The organism is Cryptosporangium aurantiacum (assembly GCF_900143005.1).
GTDB classification, from domain to species: Bacteria; Actinomycetota; Actinomycetes; order Mycobacteriales; family Cryptosporangiaceae; genus Cryptosporangium; species Cryptosporangium aurantiacum.
This window is the reverse complement of record NZ_FRCS01000024.1, coordinates 24128-43152: the sequence shown is the minus strand read 5'-3', so window position 1 is coordinate 43152 and position 19025 is coordinate 24128. Positions and strand designations below refer to the sequence as shown.

The following is a 19025-nucleotide window of genomic DNA, read 5'->3' as shown; positions in this document are numbered from 1 at the left end:
ATGTGCCGATTGTTCCGGCGGGTTGTGTTCGGTCGGCGGAGGGAGCGGCATGACGCGTTCCGTAGCCGGGTGCGCCCTGTTCGCCTGCGCGCTGGTCAGCCTCCACGTGTGGACCGACCGGACGGCGCTGCTCTACAGCATCTTCCTCGCGCTGATCACGGGCGGTGGTGCGGTCCTGCACGGCCGGGCCGCGTGGCATTCGACCGGACGGGCACGCCGGGTCTGGACGACGGCCAGCATCGGCCTCGCCTGCTGGGCGGCCGCGGAGATCTCGGTCGGCTTCACCACGGTGGCCACCGGCCACACCGCGTCACCGACCGTGCTGACCGCCCTGCTCAACTTCGGCGCGCTGATCTGCGCGGTGGCGGCGATGCTCCAGATCCCCGGCGCGCCCCGGGACGGGTTCGGGCGGCTCCGGATGCTGCTGGACGGGATCGTCTCGGCATCCGCGCTGACCGGCGTCGTCTGGATGCTGATCCTCGAACCGCTGGTGCGCGCCGAGGACGCCGACCCGCCGTCGATCCCGATGGCGTACCCCCTGGCCGCCACCGTCGTCCTCGCGGTCGGCATGGTCCTACTGGCCGGCCAGCCGATCCGGCGGCGGACCGCGATGACCTGGGTGACCGCGGGCGTGGTCGTGCTGACGCTCAGCCTGCTGACGGTGGTCGTCGCCGCCCTCGCCCGCGAGAGCTGGGTCCGCCCGTGGGCGCTGGACGGGTTCCTGGTGGCCGCCGCGTTGCTGGCGCTCTCCGCCCGCGCACCCCTGCCGGACGAGCAGGAACGAATCTGGCAGCCGGTCGGCGCCGGGCTGCTGCTGCCGTACGTCCCCGTCGGCGGGCTCTTCCTGGTCGCCGCCGGGCACACGCTCGCGGGCCGCACGCTGGACCCGCCCGCGACCGCGTCGGCGCTGATCATGACCGCCGCGGTGCTGGCCAGGCAGATGGTCGCGCTGCGGGCCAACGCCCGGCTGACCGAGGACCTCGCCGCGCAACGCGCCCAGCTGGTGTTCGAGGCGACCCACGACACGCTCACCGGCCTGCCGAACCGGGCGCGGCTGCAGACCGCGCTCGCCGAGCTCGCCGCCGCCGAGGACGAACGGGAGAGCCCGGCGACGCTGCTGATGATCGACCTGGACGGGTTCAAGTCGGTCAACGACACGCTCGGCCACGCCGCCGGTGACCAGCTGCTGGTCGTCATCGCCGACCGGATCCGGCGCGCGATCGCCCCGCACGGCGACAACGCGACGCCGGTGCGGCTCGGCGGCGACGAGTTCGCGGTGCTGCTGCACAGCGGCGGCGCGCCGGTCGCGGTGGAGCTCGCGCAGGACCTCGTCCTCGGGATCGGCACCCCGATGTCGCTGGACGGCCACCCGGCCACGGTCGGCGCCAGCATCGGCATCGCCGCGCATGGCCGCGCGGAACGCATGCTGCACGACGCCGATGTCGCGCTCTACGAGGCGAAAGCCCGCGGCAAGGGCCACTACCGGCTGTTCGACGAACGGCTCTCGGCCGCCGTGGCCGCGCGGCAGAGCCTGGAAGCCGAACTCGGCGGAGCGCTCGGCGGCGGGCAGCTCGCGCTCGAGTACCAGCCGATGGTCGACCTGATGACCGGCGAGGCCCACCGCTGCGAGGCTCTGCTCCGCTGGAACCACCCCACCCGCGGCCGGCTGGCCCCGGACGCGTTCCTCACCGCCGCCCAGCACGTCGGGTTGCTGCCCGCGCTGGACCGCTGGGTGCTCGGCACCGCTGCCGCGCAGGTGGCGGTGTGGCGGCGGACCGACCCCGACTACGCGGTCAGCGTCAACGCGTCCGCCGCGTACCTCGCGTCCGGAACCCTGCCGCGGGACATGCGGCGCGTGCTGGAGACCCACGGCCTGCCGGGTAGCGCGCTGACCGTCGAGGTCACCGAGAGCTCGCTGATCGCCAACCTGGAGGCCGCCGCCGGGCTGCTGCGGGAGCTGCGCGAGCTGGGCGTGCGGGTGGCGCTGGACGACTTCGGCGTCGGCTACTCGTCGCTGACCTACCTGCGGCAGCTGCCGGTCGACGTCGTCAAACTCGACCGGTCGTTCACCCGGGAGCTGGGCACCGGTCCGGACGCGGTCATCCTCGTCGACGGGGTCCTCGACCTCGCGTACCGGCTCGGGCTGGAGACCGTCGCGGAGGGCGTCGAGACCGACGAGCAGGCCTCCCAGCTGCGGGCGCTGGGCTGCCGCAACGCGCAGGGCTTCCGATTCGGCCCGCCGCGGCCACCCGACGACGGCCGCCCGCCGACCGCGGAGAACGGCGTCCCGCCGGAGATGACGTTCTCCGGGCCACTCGGCGCGGTCACCCCGGTCAGCCCGGCGGACCGCCGATCGGAAGCCGCACGGTAACCGTGGTGCCCGGGTGGTGACCGTGGGCCACCGCCAGCGAACCACCGTGAGCGCGGACGATCGCGCGCGAACGGCTCAGCCCCAGCGGCGCCTCCGGAGTGCGGTGGTGCGTCCACGGGCGGACGTCGGGGTCGATCACGGTCAGCTCGGCCACTCCCGGCTCGTCCCGGAGCCGCACGTACACCTCACCGCCGAGGCTGCGCGCGACCGCGTCGCCGATAACGGCGTCGACGAGCGACCGCAGCCGCCTGGCGTCCCCACGCACGGGCAGGTGCTCCGGTAGGCCGACGTGCAGCACCGTGCCGGAGGCCCGCGCCTGGGTGCGGAGCGCGCCCACCGCGCCGGAGACGACCTCGACCAGGTCGATCCCGTCGAGGTCCAGCCCGCCGGGGCCGTCCTCGAGCGCGGCGACGTCGAGCAGGTCCTCGGTGAGCGCACGGACGGCGGCCGCGTCGCGGCCGAGGGCCCGTAGCACTGCGGCGTGCGCGGTCCGGAAACCGTCCTCGGCGGCCAGCGCTTCGCTATTGCGGACGATAGACGCGAGCGGCGCCCGCAGTTGCTGCCCCACCAGCGCGCGGACGTCGTGGCGGACGCGGCTGAGTTCGAGGGCCAGATCGTCGGCGCGGCGGCGGGCCAGGAAGTGCCCGACCTGGTTGGCGATGCTGCCGAGGTCCTGCACCAGCCGCTCACCGTCGTACTCCCGGTGGTCGGCGACGCAGGTCAGGACGCCGAGCACGGACCGTCCGTCGCGCACCGGCACCGCCACCACCGCGCGGACGCCGAGCGTGGCGCCGACCCGCGCCCGCTTCGCGAAGTCGCTGGTCGGCACCTGATCGTCGGAGAGGATGTCGGGGATCCACAGTGGCTCGCCGGTCGCCCAGACGGTGCCGCCCACACCCCAGCCGCGGCTGATCGTCAGCGGGGTCACGGTCTCCAGCGTCCGGCCCGGCGCGTCCCAGTGACCGACCAGCCGGAGCACATCGGCGACCTCGTCGACGAGCCAGAGCTGGGCGTGCGGCCAGCCGAGTGCGCCGGCCACCGCGCGCGCGAGCGACTGCCCCACCTCCGCGACAGTGGTCGCCTCGGCCAGCGCGCGGGCAACCAGCAGTTCGCAGGTGCGGAACCGGTCGGCGCGCTGCCGGCCGGTGGTGTCCCGGAACGCCGTGACCGCGCCGAAGCACCGGTCGTCGGCGTCCCGGATCGGACGGGCGTTCACCTCGGCGTGGCGCGGTGGCCCCTCGGGCACCGTGATCCGGACCTCGGCGCCCTCCACGGTCTCACCGCGCAGCGCCCGCTCCACCGGATGCTCGGCAGCGGTCAGCACGGTGCCGTCCGGCCGGGCCAGGCTGTCCCGCACCAGCCGGCCCACGACCGCGAGGTCGGTGGGGCCCGCGTCGTCGGCCGGCAGCTGGTAGAGCGCGCGCAGCGCCCGGTTCGCGAGGACGAGCCGGCCGTCCTCGCCGAACGCGGCGACGCCTACCTGCAAGCTGTCGAACAGCGCGGGCGCGAACCCGTCGGCGGCGGTGCACCCCGGCACGTCGCACTCACCGCGGACGGGGTCCGTTGCCATGCGCGCCTTCCGGTCGGGGCGAGACGGCCGCTCCCGGCTCTCGTTCGCCGGATGCCCGCAATTCGGTCAGAGTAGCTGCGAGCATACGACTCCGGCAGGAGCGACACGTCCCCGACGGGCATTCCCGGCATAACGGGATTACTTCTTCTTCTTGCCCTTCGCCTTCTCGGCGACGGTGGTCTCCGGGTGCCGCTTGGCGGTCGAGTCCTTGACGAACCGGCCGGTGATCGCGCTGCGCTTCTGACCGTTGCCCTTCTTCGTCGACGCCTTCTCGGCAACCGTCGTCCGCGGCGCCTTCTTCACGGTCTTCTTGTCGACGTACTCACCGGTGACCGCGCTGCGGCCTTTCTTCTTGTCGGTGGCGTTCTTGGCCATCGCAGTCTCCTTCGGTCGTGATGCGACACCGGAGGGCTACCCGGTGCGGCCACGCGTTACCCGTTCGACTTTTGACGTCTACTGTGGTTCGTTGACGGCCGCCCCGTGCTCGGACACGATCCCCCGATGACGGACGTGCGCATCAGGCCGCTGGCGGACCACGACATCGACGCGGTGGTCGAGTTCTCGCTCCGGGCCTGGGAACCGGTCTTCGCCTCGTTCCGGAGCGTGCTCGGACCCACCGTCTTCGCGCGCACCTGGCCCGACTGGCGCAGCGCCCAGGCCGAGGCCGTCGCCGAGGCGTGCCGATCGCCGCACGCCTGGGTGGCCGACCTCGACGGGGCGCCGGTCGGGTTCGTCACGCTGGTGTTCCACGGTCCCGGCCCGAGCGAGCCGAACGCCGGGGAGCTCGAGATGGTCGCGGTGGACCCGGCCCAGCAGCGGCGGGGCATCGGCGCCGCGCTGGTGGAGTTCGGGGTCGAGCGCCTGCGGGAGGCGGGTGTGCCGCTCGCGATCATCGCGACCGGCGGCGATCCCGGCCACGCGCCGGCCCGGCGGGTCTACGAACGGGCGGGGTTTATCGGCTTTCCGCAGATGCGGTACTACCGGGCCCTCTGACCCGAGCCCGCCGTCACCCGGGCCGCACGGGCCGTGATCGCGTCGAGGACCTGGCGGGCGGCCGGGTTCGGCTCGTGACGTCCCGCACGGTGCAGGACGCCGATCCGCCGCGCCCCCAGCGCCGAAGCCTCCAGCACCCGCACCCCGGCCGGGAGCTCCGCCGGCACCGCCAGACCGGGCACCACCGCCGCCGCGAGCCCCGCCGACACCAGCGCCAGCGCGGCCGGGAACTCCAGGCACTCGTGCTCTCGCCGCAGCACGACGTCGTACCGCGCGGCGAGCCGGTCCAGCGCCACCCGCGCCGCCGAACCCGGCGATCCGCTCACCCACGGCCGCGTCAGCGCACCCTCCACTCCGGAACCCCAGTCCGGCGGCGTCACGACGCGGAACCCGTCGTCCAGCAGCCACGTGCCACCGAGGCCCGGCGGGCGGGCGTCCGGATAGGTCTCGGTGATCACCAGGTCGACGCCGCCCGCCCGCAACGCGGCCAGCGCGGGCTCCGGGTCGAACTCACGGACCGACACCCGGACGTGCGGTGACCCGGCGTGCACGGCGGCCGCCGCCGGGCCCACCAGGTGCTCCATCGCGGTCGGGAACGCCGCGACCACCACCCGGCCGGTCACCTGCCCGGTCAGCTCCGCGAGATCACGCTCGGCCTCGGCCAGCACCACCGCGACCCGGCCCGCGTGCTCGGCCAGCAGCCGGCCCGCCGGGGTCAGCCCCACCGCACGGCGCCCGTCGGCCCGGGACCGGTCCAGCAGCGTCACCCCGGTCTCCGCCTCGAGCCGCGCGAGGTGCTGGGAGACCGCCGACGGCGTCAGGTGCAACACCTTCGCCGCGGCGAGGACGCCACCCGCGTCGGCGACCGCCCGAAGGGCCGCGAGGCGCCGCGGATCGAGGTGCATTCAGTCACGCTACATGTCGGATGCAGAGATCGTCGCTACCACTTAACTGCGCAGGCAGGGCACGATGACGCCATGACCTTGATCGACTTGAGCCACGTGATCACCGCCGGGATGACCACCTACCCCGGCCTGCCCGGCCCGGAGATCACCCCGCACCTGACCCGCGAAGCGTCCCGCGAGGTTTACGCGCCCGGCGTCGAGTTCGCGATCGACCGGATCACGATGGTCGGGAACACCGGCACGTACCTCGACTCGCCGTTCCACCGGTACGAGGGCGGCACCGACCTCGCCGGGCTGCCGCTCACGTCCGTCGCCGACCTGCCGACGCTGGTGGTCCGCTGCTCCGCCCGCGCGGTGGACGCCGTCGTGCTCGCCGCGGCACTCGCCGACGCCCCCGATCCGCGCGGCCACGCCGTGCTGCTGCACACCGGCGGCGACCGGCACTGGGGCACCCCCGCGTACGTGGACGACGCCCCGTACCTGTCCGAGGACGGCGCGACCTACCTCGCCGAGGCCGGGGTGGCGCTGGTCGGCATCGACAGCGTCAACATCGACCAGGTGACGCCGGAGGGGTACCGGCCCGCGCACTCGATCCTGCTGGCCGCCGAGATCCCGGTGCTGGAACACCTCACGAACCTCGCCGCGGTGCCGGACACGGGCGGACGGCTGCACGCCGCACCGCCGCCGGTCCGCGACTTCGGAACGTTCCCGGTCCGCGCCTACGTCGTGGTGTGAGCACGCTCGGCGCGGAGATCGTCGGCTGGGCGGGGGCCGCCGCGTTACTGGCCGGCTATGCGCTGCTCTCACTCGGTCGGATCCCGCACAGCGGCCGCTACCAGGTGCTCAACCTGGCCGGCTCGGCCGGGTTGGCGCTCAACGGCGTCGTGCACCAGGCGTGGCCGTCGGCGGTGCTGAACCTGCTCTGGGTAGGGATCGGCGTGGTGGCGCTGGGGCGCCTCCGCCGCACCCGGCTTCGCGAGAAATCTGGCCACTGATCGACGTATTCCGCGCGGCTGTTACGTCGGGAGGTGGACATCTTTCTGGGCGGCCTCCGGCATGACGGCGTGTCGCCCGGCGTCCGACGTTTGGGCTTGTTATTTTTTGTCCATGTCGGAGTCACTGGACGCCCTGGTCGCCGCCGCCGGGGTCGGGCGTAGCCCGGCTCGGCTGCGGCAGTTGCGCTGGGTCGCGGGCGAGTTGTCGCTGTTCGTGGCGCAGTACGCGGACGCGGAGCCGCCGGTGCGCCGCCCGCGGACGCTGCGGGACTGGCTGGATCCGGCGCTGATCGGTCCGTTCCTCGCCGCCGCCGACGCCGGGACGCTGCGGCGCCGGGGCGAGGCGGGGCGTCCGTCCGGTGACGCCACGCGCAGCGTCCGCCGCAGTTGCCTGCGGATCCTCGCGCGGCAGGCGGGGCTGGAAGACCCGGTGCCGGACGAGGTTCCCCGACCCGCGCCGCTGACCAGGGTGGATCCGGTCCCGGCCGGGATGGCGCTGGGGCACCTGGCGACCCGCGCCGACCGCACTCGTTCGGCCGGTGCGGTGCGGGCGGCCGCGATGGCTGCGGTGACCAGGGAGTTGGGGCTGCGCACCGGGGAGATGGCGGCGTTGACGCTCAGCGACGTCGATCTCGCCGCCGGGACGCTGACCTGGCGTCCGGCCGCGCCCCGGTCGGGGCCGTCGCCGGAGCCGTGCACCGCAGCGCTGACCCGGACGACGCTCGCGGCGCTGCGCGACTGGCTGGAGGTGCGTCCGGCGCTGGTGACGATGGCACCGCGGTCGAAGGCGCTGTGGGTGTCGATCCGCGGTAACCACGACGGATCCGGTGTCCGGCGTCCGCCGGGGATGCCGTTGCGGCCGAACGGGATCCGGCGCTCGCACGAGCGGGCGGTGCAGGATTGCAACGTGAACCTGGCGGGCGAACCCGGGTACGAGCCACTTCCCCGGGTGCCGGGCCGCCTCCGCCCGGAGGAGCAGGAGTAGATCCGCCGCTGCTGGGCCCCGGAAACTGCTCGGGAGGATCCCGTCGCCGGCGCCCCGTGGCGACGAGATCCTCCCGTTCGGCGCGCCCCGGCTGCCGCCGCCGCACCGGCGACAGCCGGTTGTGCGCTGCCAGGACCTACCCTGCCGATGCGGCGTTTCCGCAGGGCATCCGAAGAGTTTCCGCTCTGGAACATTTCCGCGCCGGAATCGGGACGCCAGAACCGGCCCGTACCCGCCGAGCACACCGGCGATACCTCGCCACTGTGCACACATACGTTACGTTCTGCCCGTTCGGGGAGCTTTCTGCCGAGGGGGCGTGACGTGTCCGGAGCACACACAAGACGAGCGCTAACGCTTCTGCTGGCGGCGGCAGCCACCCTGGTGCCGGCCGCCCCCGCCGCAGCGGCCGAGGCCGGGCTCGACACCACGCTCGGCCGGATCTCGCTCGCCGTCCCGGGCCAGCAACTCACGCTGCTCGGCACGGGGTTCCGCGCGGCGAGCCCGGTCGAGGCCCTGCTCGACCCGCAGACCCCGGCCGCGACCCAGCTCGGCAGCGCGCTCGCCGACGCGGCGGGCCTGATCAGCCTCCCGGTCACGCTGCCGAGCGACCTCGCGGAAGGCGACCACACGATCGCCGCGTCCGGCGTCGACGCCGCGGGCGCAGCCCACCGCCCTGAGCTCCGGGTCACGACCCCGCCCACCACGCTGACCAGCAGCGCCCCCGGCACCCAGTCGGTTCTGCTGCCGGTTCCCGACGGCGGCTGGGTGACGCTGCTGGACGAGAACGAGGAGCCGGTCACCCAGGTCAGCAGCAAGAACCAGGGCAAGTACTCGCTCGACCCGGCGAGCGGCCGGATCACGTTCCGCCCGGACACGATGTTCTGGGGAGCGGTGCGCCCGGTGCACTACCAGCTCACCGACGCAGCGTCGCAACGCGTCCGCGGCACGTACGCCCCGATGGTCACCGCCCGGCCGTTGCCGATGGTGCGGGCCGCGAAGCGCACGCTGACCGACGCCGCGGGCACCACCGCCCAGGTCGGCTGCACGGCGGGCCCGATCGCGGTCTCCCGCTGCACGGTGACGCTGAGCGCGGTCGTCGGCAACGAGTACCTCGAGCTCGGCACCGGCACCGTGGAGGCGGCGACCCCGGCGGTCGGCACCCGGGTCGTCGACGTGACGCTCACCCGGTCCGGACGCCGGCTCGCCGGGCGTCCGGGAGGGATCACCGCGGACATCGTGGCCCGGATGTGGGTACCGGATACGAGCGAGGCGGTCGAGGCCACCGGCAGCACCCAGCTCACCGCGCTGACCGTCACCGCTCCCCGCCCGGTCCGCTACCCGACCGGCGGGCTGGACGTCCCGGAGTCCGAGCTGCCGTACCTGAACGCGCTGCGCTCCCGGATGACCGACGTGAAGACCGTGACCTGCACCGGCGGCACCGACGACGTCGGCGAAGCGGACGCGAACCGGCAGATCGCTCTGGACCGGGCCCGCCGGGTCTGCGAGTACCTCACCGCGAACACGACCGCGCGGCCGGACGTGCACAGCGTCGGGGAGGACCGGCCGGTCGCCGGCAACACGACCGAGGAGGGGCGTGCCCGCAACCGCCGGGTCGAGATCACGTTCGGCTACGCGAGCGAGGCGACCGCGTGAGCCCCGGCGTCAGATCAGCTGCTCGGACGCGTTGATCCCGCGGACCTTCCATCCGCTCGACGTCCACAGCACCCGGACGTCGCAGTCGGCGAAGCTCTTGCCGTCGAGCCGGCCGCGGGGCACCCCCAGCGGGCTGGTGCCGTACCGCGGGCTCCGGTCGTAGGCGACCGCGACCGTCATCACCTCGCCGGCGAAGTCCTCGATCGTGTTCGCCTCGCGCACGGTGTAGACGCCGCCCTGCAGCGAACCACCGTCGTTGTAGTTCTCCTGGATGACGCCGATCGCTCCGGTGCACGCCGTGCACGCGGGGTCGGACACCTTGCGCAGCAGCTCGACCTCACCGGTCTGGATGCCGTAGCTGAGCACGGCGAACCAGTACTCGGTGAACGCCGCCGCGCCCGCCTTGTCGTGGGCGGCAGCCTCGGCGTCGGGGGCGGGCGGCGTCAGCTTCGCGCTCGACGGGGCAGACGACGGCTCGATCACCGAACCGGACGAAGAATCGGAATTGGCACACCCCACCAGCGCGGCCACCCCGAGGCTCAGAGCGACAACGGCCCGTGCTACCCGGGCAGCACGCATCGCACCACCCCGTTCCTCGATCACGCCGGAAGATTAACCGTGGATAACCGCGAGTGGCGGAAATTCGCATTAACTGCGTCCGCTATCGCGCCATTCCCCCCGCTGATCCCGAAAACCGTGACCTCCGCGTGACCCACGCACGAAATCATCAGCCGAAAATAATACAGAGCGTTACCTGTGAATTGCGTTCCGAAGTCTTCGCAGTGTTCTCTGCGTCAGCACTGCCAGTAAAGCTACCGATGCGTAGACTCCGCCGCGGGTAGGCAGGCCCGGCCGCCCCGCTCCACGGCCGGGCGAATCGGAGGGCAGCAGAATGGCAACCGGGCGGCACCGACGCCTCCAGGCATCGCGCCGGAAGGAACTCGAGGCCGAGGCCGCCGCGCAGGCCCCTCGCCGTCGCACCGGCCCGGTGGCGCCGTGGATGGTGGCGGCCGTCGTCGCGGTACTGGTCTTCAGCGGCGTGACCGCGGGCTACGTGGTCGCGGCCCGCGCCGGCTGCGACGGCACCCCGACCACGCTCAGCGTCGTGACCTCGCCCGACCAGGTGGACGTCGTCAGCAAGCTGGCGAGCTCCTGGGAGGACGGCAAGCCGTCGGTCGACGGCCGGTGCGCGCGGATCCAGGTCACCGGCGAAGCGTCCCGGGACGTCGCCGCCGCGCTGAGCCCGGACTGGGAGAAGACCGACGACGAGGTCACCCGCCCGGACGTCTGGATGCCCGACTCGAGCAGCTGGATCCTCTCCGCCGCTCGCCGGGAGAACGCCGCGCCGCTCGTCTCCGGTGACCGCGCCAGCGTCGCCACCTCGCCGGTCGTCATGGCCGTGCCGCGGCCGATGGCCGAGGCGCTCGGCTGGCCCAGCAAGCAGATCTCCTGGTCGGACTTCGTCGGCCTGCACTTCCGCAACCAGACCTGGAAGAACTTCGGCCACCCCGAGTGGGGCGACATCAAGCTCGGCATGAGCGAGCCGACCACCTCGACGGCCGGTCTGCTCAGCCTGGTGCCGATCTCCGACCGCAACGGCGACAACAAGATCTCGCTCGACGAGGCGAAGGCGCTGCTGGTGTTCAGCCGCTCGGTGACCGACCGCCAGCCGGACAGCTCCGGCTGGTACACGAAGCTGAAGAACACCGCGAACGAGGACGCCGCGATCCGGACGATCAGCGCGTTCCCGTCGCTGGAGCACGACATCGCGACCTACAACGCGTCGACCCCGCGCGTGAAGCTGGTCCCGGTCTACCCCGGCGAGGGCACGGTCTTCGCGGACTACCCGTACCTCCCGCTGAACGCCAGCTGGGTCGACTCGTTCCGCCAGAAGGTCGCGAACGGCTTCCTGGAGTACCTGCAGACCGGCGAGGCCCAGCAGGCCTACGGCGACGCGGGCTTCCGCACCCCTGACCGGTCCACGCGCTACGCCGCGAACACGCTCGGCGAGCTCGGCTTCTCCGACCAGATCGGGGCGGTCGCCCGTGAGGTCGGGTCGGCGGCGACCGTCGATCGCACGGTCGTCTACTGGACCGCGCTGGAGCGCACCACGACGTTCCTCGCGGTTGTCGACACGTCCGGGTCGATGGTCGAGAAGCTCGGCGACAAGACCCGGATGCAAGTCGTCCAGGAGGCCGCGATCAAGGCGATCTCGCTGTTCGACGACGACTCGCGGGTCGGGCTCTGGCAGTTCTCCACGAACCTCGTGGGCAGCCAGGACTGGCGTCAGGTGATGCCGCTGACCCGCGCCGGATCGACCGACAAGGCCACCGGGCGGCCGTTCCGCGAGCTCGGCATCGAGAAGGTGCTGGCCCTGCAGCCCGGCGGCAACACCGGCCTCTACGACACGGTGCTGGCCGCCTACCAGTACATGCAGAAGAACTGGCAGCCCCGGCAGCTGAACCTCGTCGTCGTGCTCACCGACGGCCGGAACCAGGACGACAACGGGATCAGCCGCAGCGAGCTGCTCAACCGCTTACGCGACACCGCCCAGCCCGACCGGCCGGTCCAGGTGATCACGCTCGGCCTCGGCGACAGCGTCGACGAGAAGGAGCTGTCGGAGATCTCGTCCGCCACCGGCGGCAAGTCGTACAAGGCCAAGGACGCCGACGACCTCGAGCGTCTCTGGCTCGCCACGATCCTCGGTGAGTCGCCGCCGAACTAGGTTCGGCCCCGCCGCGGTCGGCCGGGGTTCTCCCCCGGCCGACCCGTTACGACGATCGATATCGACGCCCGGCAGAGGCCGGCTCCAGCGCCTGGCCCACTCCGCGGAGAGCCGCATCGAGCGGTGCCGCCTTGGCCGCGGCCTCGGCCACCTCGTCGTCCGGAACGCTGGACCAGGTGATGCCGCCCCCGGCCCACAGGTGCAACGTCCCGGCGTCCGTCGGGTCGCCGCCGCCGGGGGCACCCGAGGCCCTTCCGCCCGCGTTCCCCGCGTCACCGCCGCCCGGGGGGCCCGCGGCCCTTCCGCCCGCGTTCCCCGCGTCACCGCCGTCACCGCCGCCGGACACGGCCGCCACCGTCCGGATCGTGAGCCCCAGCTCGATCGCGGCGCGGGACACGTACCCCAGCGCCCCCATCGCCGGCCCTCGCCCCACCGGCTCCAGCGCCGACAGCACGTCGATCGCGGCCCGCTTCGGCGCCCCGGTCACCGACGCGCCGGGACACAGCGCCCGCAGCAACTCCGCGATCCCGACGCCCGGGCGCAGCTGCGCGGTCACCGTCGACTCGGCCTGCCACAGCCCGCTCCACGGCCGCACGGCGAACAGTTCCTCGACGGTCACCGAGCCCGTGGTGGCGATCCGGCCCAGGTCGTTGCGGGCCAGATCGACGATCATGACGTGCTCGGCACGCTCCTTCGTCGACGCCAGCAGTGCCGCCCGCCCGGCCTCCGTCCGCGGACCCGTGCCCTTGATCGGCCGGGTCACCACGCGCCCGTCGGCGACCGTCACCAGGCACTCCGGTGACCCGCTGGCGACCGCCCATCCGGCACCGCCGATGCGGCCGGCCCAGGCCGCTCCGGGCAGCCCGGCGACCGCGGCGAGCGCGGCGTCCGGGTCACCGAGGTACGGCGCGGACGCGTGCCCGACGATGTTCACCTGGTAGACGTCGCCGCGGGCGATCGCCTCCCGTGCGGCGGCCACCGCGGCCCGGTGCTGCCCCGGTCGCCAGGACGACACCCACGGCCCGACCTGCCACCCGTCCGCGGGGCGCGGCACGTCCGGCGGGGCGTCGTCGTCGAGCCGTACGGCCTCGTGAAATACCAGGACGACGTCCGGGACCTCGGGCGCCGGAGTGGCCGGACCGAGCGGGGCACCCACCATCGCGGCGCCCGCCGCAGCCGAGATCAGGACCGCCGCACCCACCGTTCGGCCGGGCTCGGGGTCGTCCGGACAGGGAAAAGATTCCACCGGCTGGAATGGGGTGTCCCGGTCCCTCGTTACCCCATCCGGCGTGGCATCGTTAGGGGCATCGAAATGACGCAGATCACACAGGTTGCGAGCGGGCAGGTCGGCCTCGGCCAGCGCGCTTTCGATCAACTCTGCGGGATCTCCCCCGTCGGAAATCCGCCATTCCAGTCTGTTTCGCTCGCGATATCCCCAACCGCGAGGCAGAACGGGAGATGTTTTCAATTCGTTGCCCACAACTCAACCCATCCGGGCGATATTCGGAGTTGCGGTGAGGGACGATGATGTGAGGGAAGACACAGACTCGACGATGAGCCCCTGAGTACCACGTGCACCACCCGCACCACCACGGGAAGACCCCGCATGATTGCTCCACGGCATGACCCAGAGTTTCGACCAACCCATGAGATCCACCAGTTCACCCTGACCGGAGACCCTTCGATGTGCCCGCATCAGCCGCAGTGTCCTTCCTACGATGCCCCTGACCGGGACGCCGCGACGATCCTCGCAGCCCACCCCGTCCAGGGTTGGAGCCTGCTCTGCAACGGCGTGATCGTGTTCGAGGACACCGGTGAGCTCCTTCCGGACGGCCGCTGCGTCGACCCCTGCCGTCCAGAACCGGCTCACGCCGCCGCGTAGCTGACCACGCGGCTCGCCCGACGATCCATCGGCGGCCCGCTCCGCCACCCAGCAGCCGCCCCGCCCGACCCACCGGTCGGGCCCGGCGCTCGCTGCCCCACACTCTCCTCCGCGCCCGGCCGCACCCCGCGCCCGGGCGCTCCGTCATGCCCGAACGGCGTCGCGCGTCGGAGTGGACCCGTTCGGGCGAGTCATAGCCCGCCCGAACGGGTCCGCTCCTCGCGAACGTGGGAAGCCGCGCACGCCGTCAGGTGGTGGCGAACGCCTCGGGTGCAGGGCACGAGCACACGAGGTTTCGGTCGCCGAAGGCGCCGTCGATGCGGCGCACCGGCGGCCAGTACTTGTCGGCGGTCCGGCCCGCCGGGTACGCCCCGAGATCCCGGGCGTACGGGTGCTCCCACTCCCCCGTCACCATCGTCGCGGTGTGCGGCGCGTTGACCAGCGGGTTGTCGTCGGCGGGCCAGGTCCCGTCCGCGACCGAGGCGATCTCCGCCCGGATCGCGATCATCGCGTCGCAGAACCGGTCGAGCTCGGCCAGGTCCTCGGACTCGGTCGGCTCCACCATCAGCGTGCCGGCGACCGGGAACGACATCGTCGGCGCGTGGAAGCCGTAGTCGATCAGCCGCTTCGCGACGTCGTCCACGGTGACTCCGGTGCTCTTCGTCAGCGGACGGAGGTCGAGGATGCACTCGTGCGCGACCAGGCCGCCGGTACCCGCGTACAGCACCGGGAAGTGGTCCCGCAGCCGCGCCGCGACGTAGTTCGCCGCGAGCACCGCCGCACCGGTCGCCGCGACCAGCCCTTCGGCGCCCATCAGCCGCAGGTAGACCCACGGCACCGGCAGGATGCCCGCCGAGCCCCACGGCGCCGCCGACACCGGGCCCGGTCCGGTCGCGGGCCCGGCGTCCGCACGCAGCGGGTGGTTCGGGAGGTACGGCGCGAGGTGCGACCGGACCGCGACCGGGCCGATGCCCGGCCCGCCACCGCCGTGCGGGATGCAGAACGTCTTGTGCAGGTTCAGGTGGCTCACGTCGGCGCCGAACTTGCCGGGCTTCGCGAACCCGAGCAGCGCGTTGAGGTTCGCACCGTCGACGTACACCTGGCCGCCGGCGTCGTGCACCAGCGCGCAGACCTCGGTGATCGTCTCCTCGTAGACGCCGTGCGTCGACGGGTAAGTGACCATCAGCGCCGCGAGGTCGTCCCGGTGCGCATCGATCTTGGCCCGCAGGTCGGAAAGGTCGACGTTGCCCGCGTCGTCGCAGGCCACGACCGCCACCCGCAGGCCCGCCATGACCGCGCTGGCAGCGTTCGTGCCATGCGCCGACGACGGGATGAGGCAGACGTCGCGGTGGGTCTCGCCCCGGCCGCGGTGGTACGACCGGATCGCGAGCAGACCGGCGAACTCCCCCTGCGACCCGGCGTTGGGCTGCAGGCTCACCGCGTCGTACCCGGTGACCTCGGCGAGCCACCGCTCCAGGTCGCCGATCATCGCGCCGTACCCGGCGGTCTGCTCGACCGGCGCGAACGGGTGGATGTTCGCGAACTCCGGCCAGCTGACCGGCTCCATCTCGGTCGTCGCGTTGAGTTTCATCGTGCAGGAGCCGAGCGGGATCATGCCGCGGTCGAGCGCGTAGTCGCGGTCGGAGAGCCGGCGCAGGTAGCGCAGCATCGCGGTCTCCGAGCGGTGCTCGGCGAACACCGGGTGCTCGAGGTAGCCGCTGGTCCGGACGAGCGTGTCCGGGATCGCGTCGGCGGTCTGCACGTCCAGCGTCGAGACGTCGAGCCCCGAGACGTCGAACGCGGTGGAGTCCGAGCCGACCGCGGTCCAGACCGCCCGGAGATGCTCGACGGTCGTCGTCTCGTCGCAGGAGACGCCGACCGTGTCCGCGTCGACGCGCAGCAGGTTCACCCCGGCGGCGGCAGCGGTCGCCAGGACGTCGTCGGCGCGCCCCGGCACCGTGACCCGCACCGTGTCGAAGAACGCGTCGGTGGCCACGGTGGCGCCGGGAAGCTGCCGCAGCCCGGCCGCGAGCACCGCGGTCATCCGGTGGGTGCGCAGCGCGATCTGCCGGAGCCCCTCCGGGCCGTGCCACACCGCGTACGCGCCGGCCATCACCGCGAGCAGGACCTGCGCGGTACAGATGTTGCTGGTCGCCTTCTCGCGGCGGATGTGCTGCTCACGCGTCTGCAGCGCGAGCCGGTACGCGGGTGCGCCCGCCGCGTCCCGGGAGACGCCGACCAGGCGGCCGGGCAGCGAGCGGGCCAGCTTCTCGGCGACGGCCATGTACCCGGCGTGCGGGCCGCCGAAGCCCAACGGGACGCCGAACCGCTGCGCGGATCCGACCGCGATGTCGGCGCCGAGCTCGGCCGGAGACTTGAGCAGGCAGAGGCCGAGCAGGTCGGCGGCGACCGTGACCAGCGCGCCCCGCTCGTGCGCGGCGGCGATCAGCGCGCTCGGGTCACGCAGCGCGCCGGAGCTGCCCGGGTACTGCAGGAGCAGCCCGAAGTACGGCTCGTCCGGAAGCTCCGCCAGGTCGCTCACCAGCACCCGGATGCCGAGCGGTTCGGCGCGCGTCTGCAGCACGGCGAGCGTCTGCGGGTGGATGTCCGCGTCGACGACGAACGTGTCGGTGCCGAGCTTCTTGCCCGCGCGGCGCGCCAGCGTCATCGCCTCGGCGGCCGCGGTCGCCTCGTCCAACAGGGAAGCGCCGGAGACCGGCAGGCCGGTCAGGTCGCTGACCACGGTCTGGAAGTTGAGCAGCGCCTCCAGCCGGCCCTGGGAGATCTCCGGCTGGTAGGGCGTGTACGCGGTGTACCAGGCCGGGCTCTCCAGGACGTTCCGGCGGACCACCGGCGGGGTGATCGTGCCGTAGTAGCCCAGGCCGATCATCTGGGTCATCGGCCGGTTGCGGGCGGCCAGGTGCCGGAGCTGTTCGGTGGCCTCCGGCTCCGACAGCGCGGGCGGCAGGTCGAGCGTGGCGTCCGGGCCGGTGAGCCGGATCGTGGCCGGGAGCGCCGCGGTCAGCAGTTCCTCGACGGACGGCTGCCCGACGACCTCCAGCATCGTGGCGACGTCGTGGGCGGACGGCCCGATGTGACGGCGCGAGAACGGGCTCGCCGCACCGAGGGAGGCGAGCGAAGGACGGTCGGTCATGGGGAGCTCCGGAAGTGTGGGAACACGGCGAACACCGGTCTCCCCCTCTGTCATCGGTACCTGAGAGCTTCACCCGGGGAGGTACGAACCGGGCTTGCACCGTCGGTGAGGCGCAACACTGCGCCTGCTTTCCAGAGTCGTCCGGGCGTACCGACACGCCCTACCGCACGGTCCTGTGGCCTGAGAGGTTCCGGGGAGGTTGCTCCTTCGGCGCCCTGAGCCGGCTGCCCAGGGACTCTCCCGCACGGTTACGTCAACGTGGTGCCTAAGGTACCAGCGCCGGGGGTCAGCCCGTGCGGCGAGCGCGGCGGCGGCTGAGCTCGTCGGCGTCGGGCCGGGCGGCGGGAGACGGAGTGCCGTTGGCCCGCTCACCGGGCAGCTTCGCGAGGCTGCCCTCGATCTCCCGGAACGCACCGCCGACCGCGATCCCGAACACACCCTGGCCGCCCTGGAGCAGGTCGACGACCTCCTCCGGCGAGGTGCACTCGTACACCGTCGTCCCGTCGGACAGCAGCGTGATGCGAGCCAGGTCCTCGACGCCGCGGGCGCGCAGCTGGTCGACGGCCAGCCGGATGTTCTGCAGCGAGACCCCGGCGTCCAGCAGCCGCTTGACGATCTTCAGCACGAGGATGTCGCGGAACGAGTAGAGCCGCTGGCTGCCCGAGCCCTGGGCGCCCCGGATGCTGGGCTCCACCAGCCCGGTGCGGGCCCAGTAGTCGAGCTGGCGGTACGTGATGCCCGCGACGTGGCAGGCGGTCGGTCCGCGATACCCGACGTGCTCGTCCGGGCCCGTGCCGGGCTCGTCGAACAGGACCCCCTGCCCCTCGTGCAGGCCACCACCACCGAGCCCGTGGTACTCACCGCGTGAGGTGTCGAAGGGGGAGTTACCGGGCGCGGTCGGCGCCCCGGCAGGCCCCCTGGAAACCGGGAGCCCGGCCTGGCCGGCCGTACCGTCGCGCTTGACCACCGCTGACCTCCGCGCGTCTGCCGATCCACTGTGCCCCCGAGACCTCGACGGTAAGAGGGCGGTGAACACCGGTCAACGTCCGGCGGCGGCGTGTCGCGACATCTCCAGGCAGTCCGCAGGAATAAAGTACCCCACAATAGGGCATAATGCACGGAATACGTTTCCAGTTCCGTGCATCGACGGTATTCGCCTTATACGCGCTACGCCACTCGGACGGGAAAACTCGAAGCCCCGCCTCAGCTGCCGGCGAAGTCTTCCGGGGAAATCGTGTCGAGGAACTCGCGAAACTTCGCGACCTCGTCCTCCTGCTCGTCCGGGATGATGATCCCGGCCTCCTCGAGCACCGCCTCCGCGCACGTGATCGTCACGCCCACCCGCAGCGCCAGCGCGATCGCGTCCGACGGCCGCGAGCTGACCCGCACCCCGTCGCCGATCACCAGCTCCGCGTAGAAGACGTTGTCCCGCAGCTCGACGATCTCCACCTTGCGGAGCGGGGCGTCCAGCGCCCCCAGGACGTCGCGCAGCAGATCGTGCGTCAACGGCCGGGTCGGCCGGACCCCCTGCTGCTCGAAGGCGATCGCGGTGGCTTCGACCGGACCGATCCAGATCGGCAGGTAACGATCACCCGCGACCTCCTTGAGCAGGACGATCGGCTGGTTGTTCGGTAGCTCGACCCGCACACCGACGACGTTGAGCTCCTTCACCCGCATCTCACCCAGCCTCTGCACTCGCGCGCGCCGGACCGGCCGGCCCGCCGCACGTTCCCATGCCGCATCCGAAGTCCGAACTACCGAGACCTACCTTGCCTCTGTCGAACGTACACGG

Annotated in this window: 16 protein-coding genes and 2 riboswitches; of the genes, 8 read left to right on the top strand and 8 right to left on the bottom strand. The window is 72.7% G+C overall.

Features of this window, described 5'->3' with window-relative positions:
• Positions 1–49: 49 nt before the first annotated feature.
• Positions 50–2371: a putative bifunctional diguanylate cyclase/phosphodiesterase gene (locus BUB75_RS40135; RefSeq protein ID WP_073265374.1), complete on the top strand. Its 2322-nt coding sequence runs from the start codon at positions 50–52 to the stop codon at positions 2369–2371.
• Here the strand turns inward: BUB75_RS40135 and BUB75_RS40130 are convergent.
• Both BUB75_RS40130 and BUB75_RS40125 read right to left on the bottom strand, forming a co-directional pair.
• Positions 2334–3941 (bottom strand): PAS domain-containing sensor histidine kinase, encoded by a 1608-nt coding sequence (locus BUB75_RS40130; RefSeq protein ID WP_073265372.1) that lies wholly within the window; start codon positions 3939–3941, stop codon positions 2334–2336. The two genes, BUB75_RS40135 and BUB75_RS40130, sit on opposite strands and share 38 nt — an antisense overlap.
• Positions 3942–4079: 138 nt before the next feature.
• Positions 4080–4316 (bottom strand): hypothetical protein, encoded by a 237-nt coding sequence (locus BUB75_RS40125; RefSeq protein ID WP_073265370.1) that lies wholly within the window; start codon positions 4314–4316, stop codon positions 4080–4082.
• Positions 4317–4442: 126 nt separating this feature from the next.
• Here BUB75_RS40125 and BUB75_RS40120 point away from each other — a divergent pair, with 126 nt between their 5' ends.
• Entirely contained in the window at positions 4443–4934 is a 492-nt protein-coding gene (locus BUB75_RS40120; RefSeq protein ID WP_073265368.1) for a GNAT family N-acetyltransferase, read from the top strand.
• Here the strand turns inward: BUB75_RS40120 and BUB75_RS40115 are convergent.
• Positions 4919–5839 (bottom strand): LysR family transcriptional regulator, encoded by a 921-nt coding sequence (locus tag BUB75_RS40115; protein ID WP_073265366.1) that lies wholly within the window; start codon positions 5837–5839, stop codon positions 4919–4921. The genes BUB75_RS40120 and BUB75_RS40115 overlap by 16 nt on opposite strands.
• A gap of 72 nt (positions 5840–5911) precedes the next feature.
• On the opposite strand from BUB75_RS40115, the gene BUB75_RS40110 reads away from it, so the two are divergent.
• From BUB75_RS40110 to BUB75_RS40095, 4 genes are all read left to right on the top strand, one after another.
• Entirely contained in the window at positions 5912–6574 is a 663-nt protein-coding gene (locus tag BUB75_RS40110; RefSeq protein WP_073265364.1) for a cyclase family protein, read from the top strand.
• Positions 6571–6834, top strand: a complete 264-nt coding sequence (locus BUB75_RS40105) for a CBU_0592 family membrane protein (protein ID WP_073265362.1) — start codon at positions 6571–6573, stop codon at positions 6832–6834. The genes BUB75_RS40110 and BUB75_RS40105 overlap by 4 nt, the downstream gene beginning before the upstream one ends.
• Positions 6835–6946: 112 nt before the next feature.
• Positions 6947–7819, top strand: a complete 873-nt coding sequence (locus tag BUB75_RS40100; RefSeq protein WP_073265360.1) for a site-specific integrase — start codon at positions 6947–6949, stop codon at positions 7817–7819.
• A gap of 381 nt (positions 7820–8200) precedes the next feature.
• Positions 8201–9472, top strand: coding sequence for an OmpA family protein (locus tag BUB75_RS40095; RefSeq protein ID WP_073265358.1), 1272 nt, complete (start codon positions 8201–8203; stop codon positions 9470–9472).
• A gap of 9 nt (positions 9473–9481) precedes the next feature.
• Here the strand turns inward: BUB75_RS40095 and BUB75_RS40090 are convergent, their stop codons facing one another.
• Complete coding sequence (locus BUB75_RS40090) at positions 9482–10075, bottom strand: DUF6318 family protein (RefSeq protein WP_143175717.1); 594 nt, start codon at positions 10073–10075, stop codon at positions 9482–9484.
• Between the two features lie 289 nt (positions 10076–10364).
• Between BUB75_RS40090 and BUB75_RS40085 the strand changes: the two genes are divergently transcribed.
• Positions 10365–12197 (top strand): substrate-binding and VWA domain-containing protein, encoded by a 1833-nt coding sequence (locus BUB75_RS40085; protein WP_073265354.1) that lies wholly within the window; start codon positions 10365–10367, stop codon positions 12195–12197.
• Between the two features lie 46 nt (positions 12198–12243).
• Here the strand turns inward: BUB75_RS40085 and BUB75_RS40080 are convergent, their stop codons facing one another.
• Positions 12244–13443 (bottom strand): chorismate-binding protein, encoded by a 1200-nt coding sequence (locus tag BUB75_RS40080; RefSeq protein ID WP_218618061.1) that lies wholly within the window; start codon positions 13441–13443, stop codon positions 12244–12246.
• Positions 13444–13881: 438 nt separating this feature from the next.
• Between BUB75_RS40080 and BUB75_RS48695 the strand changes: the two genes are divergently transcribed.
• Positions 13882–14079 carry a DUF5999 family protein gene (locus BUB75_RS48695; protein WP_073265350.1) on the top strand — a complete coding sequence of 66 codons (198 nt, stop codon included), beginning with the start codon at positions 13882–13884 and terminating at the stop codon, positions 14077–14079.
• 247 nt (positions 14080–14326) lie between these two features.
• Here the strand turns inward: BUB75_RS48695 and gcvP are convergent, their stop codons facing one another.
• The 3 genes from gcvP to BUB75_RS40060 form a co-directional block, all read right to left on the bottom strand.
• Positions 14327–17233, bottom strand: coding sequence for an aminomethyl-transferring glycine dehydrogenase (gcvP, locus tag BUB75_RS40070; RefSeq protein ID WP_073265348.1), 2907 nt, complete (start codon positions 17231–17233; stop codon positions 14327–14329).
• Positions 17234–17270: 37 nt separating this feature from the next.
• Positions 17271–17378: riboswitch (glycine riboswitch) on the bottom strand.
• A 13-nt stretch (positions 17379–17391) separates the two neighbouring features.
• A riboswitch (glycine riboswitch) is annotated at positions 17392–17486 on the bottom strand.
• Between the two features lie 33 nt (positions 17487–17519).
• Complete coding sequence (locus tag BUB75_RS40065; RefSeq protein WP_073265484.1) at positions 17520–18065, bottom strand: MerR family transcriptional regulator; 546 nt, start codon at positions 18063–18065, stop codon at positions 17520–17522.
• A 371-nt stretch (positions 18066–18436) separates the two neighbouring features.
• Positions 18437–18904, bottom strand: a complete 468-nt coding sequence (locus tag BUB75_RS40060; protein ID WP_073265482.1) for a bifunctional nuclease domain-containing protein — start codon at positions 18902–18904, stop codon at positions 18437–18439.
• Between the last annotated feature and the right edge of the window lie 121 nt (positions 18905–19025).